This window comes from Polymorphobacter multimanifer (assembly GCF_014205635.1).
Taxonomy (GTDB): domain Bacteria; phylum Pseudomonadota; class Alphaproteobacteria; order Sphingomonadales; family Sphingomonadaceae; genus Sandarakinorhabdus; species Sandarakinorhabdus multimanifer.
In genome coordinates this window covers 1-2162 of sequence record NZ_JACIIV010000068.1, presented here as the reverse complement: position 1 = coordinate 2162, position 2162 = coordinate 1, and the positions used below count along the sequence as shown (strand labels likewise).

Below are 2162 nucleotides of genomic sequence, written 5' to 3'. Positions count from 1 at the left end.
TGTGCACGGCGGTGACAAACCAGGCCATTGGATCGTCGGCGGCGTGTCGATGAGGGCGGTGTAAAACCCGGCCATTGGTTAGGCTTGTCCCTTTGGGGGCGGCCGGGGATGTTTGGCGTGGACAACTATGCCGCGGTTCGGCGTTTCGTATTTGTCGAGGGTCACAGCCGGCGCGAGGCGGCGCGGGTTTTCGGTCTGAGCCGGGAGACGGTGCTGAAGATGTGCCGGTTCTCGTTGCCGCCGGGCTACACGCGGACGGTGCCGGTGACGAAGCCCAAGCTGGGCGCGCTGCTGCCGGTGATCGACACGATCATGGAAGGCGACCGGACAGGTCCGGTCAAGCAGCGGCATACGGCGAAGCGGATCTTCGAGCGGCTGCGCGACGAGCATGACTTCAGCGGCGGCTACACCGTGGTGAAGGATTATGTCCGGCTGTGCCGGGCACGCGGCCGCGAGACCTTTGTGCCGCTGGCGCATCCGCCTGGGCATGGCCAGGTCGATTTTGGCGAAGCGGTCGCGGTGATCGGCGGTGTGCGGCAGAAGATCCACTTCTTCTGTATGGACCTGCCGCAGTCGGACGCGTGCTTTGTGAAGGCCTATCCGCGCGAGACGACCGAAGCCTTCCTCGACGGCCATGTGTCGGCGTTTGCGTTCTTTGGCGGCGTGCCGCTGTCGCTGCTGTACGATAATCTCAAGATCGCGGTGGCGAAGATCTGTGGCGACGGCAAGCGTGAGCGCACCCGGGCGTTCACCGAACTGGTCAGCCATTATCTGTTCGCCGACCGCTTCGGCCGTCCAGGCAAGGGGAACGACAAGGGCAACGTCGAGGGGCTGGTCAAGCATGCGCGGCTGAACTTCATGGTACCGATCCCGGAGGCGGCGAGCTTCGATGAACTCAATGCCCGGCTAGGGGCGCAGTGCCGGCAGCGCCAGGCCGAGCGCGCCGGTCGCCATGCCGAGACGATCGGCGAGCGGTTAGTGGCGGACACGGCGGCGCTGCGCGCGCTGCCTGCGGTGCCGCTGGAGCCGTGCGAGAAGCGCAGCGGCCGGGTGTCGTCCACGGCGCTGGTTCGGTATCGGTGCAACGATTACTCGGTGCCGACGCGCTATGGCTTCCAGGAGGTCATGGTAAAGGGCTTCGTCGACGAAGTTGTGATCCAGTGCACCGGCAAGATCATCGCACGGCATCCGCGCTCCTATGCCGAGGGCGCGTTCATCGCCGACCCGCTGCATTACCTGGCGCTGATAGAGATGAAGCCGAACGCGCTCGACCAGGCGGCGGCCCTGCAGAACTGGGACCTGCCGGAGGTGTTCCAGCATCTGCGCCATGTTCTCGAGGCGCGGATAGGCAACAAGGGCAAGCGCGAGTTCATCCAGGTGTTGCGGCTGCTCGAGGCGATGCCGAAGGAGGTTGTCACCTATGCCGTCACGCAAGCGATCCATCTGGGCGCGATCAGCTTTGATGCGGTCAAGCTGATCGCGCTGGCGCGCACCGAGCGCCGGCCGGTACGGCTCGACCTGACGGCCTATCCGCATCTGCCAAGACTTACGGTGCAGACGACGCGCGCCGCCGATTATGCGGCGCTGGTGCCGGAGATGGCGGTATGATGGGCAGGAGCGGCACGACCGGCACGGCAATACCTGACACCATGCCGCCGGGCACGACAAGCGGCGCCCCGCAGGTGCTGCTGGCCCATCACCTCAAGCAACTGAAGCTGCCGACGGTGCTCCGGGAGTACGACAAGGTCGCGCGCGAATGCGCCCGTGATGGCGTCGACCATCCGCGTTATCTGCTGCGGCTGATCGAGCTCGAACTCATCGACCGCGAACGCCGGACAGTCGAACGGCGCATCCGCGCCGCGCGGTTCCCGGCGGTGAAGAGCTTCGACACGTTCGACTTCGCCGCCATCCCCGGGCTGAACAAGATGCTCGTCCTCGAGCTCTCCCGCTGTGAATATATCCTGCGCCGCGAGAACATCATTGCGCTGGGCAACAGTGGCACCGGCAAGACCCATGTCGCCCTCGCGCTCGGCCTGGCAGCTTGCCAAAAGGGATTTACCGTCGCGTTCACCACCGCCGCCGCGCTGGTCAGCCAGTTGCTCGAAGCCCGCGACGAACGCCGGCTGCTCAAGCTCCAGCGCGACCTGGCATCTGTCAAACTG

General features: G+C 65.4%; 2 protein-coding genes. Both read left to right on the top strand.

Features of this window, described 5'->3' with window-relative positions; translation table 11 throughout:
• Positions 1 to 108 precede the first annotated feature (108 nt).
• Positions 109 to 1608, top strand: coding sequence for an IS21 family transposase (gene istA, locus FHS79_RS18460; RefSeq protein ID WP_184203309.1), 1500 nt, complete (start codon positions 109 to 111; stop codon positions 1606 to 1608).
• A 41-nt stretch (positions 1609 to 1649) separates the two neighbouring features.
• Positions 1650 to 2162, top strand: a 513-nt coding sequence (locus FHS79_RS18455) for an ATP-binding protein (protein ID WP_184203311.1), incomplete at its 3' end; no start/stop codon positions are given.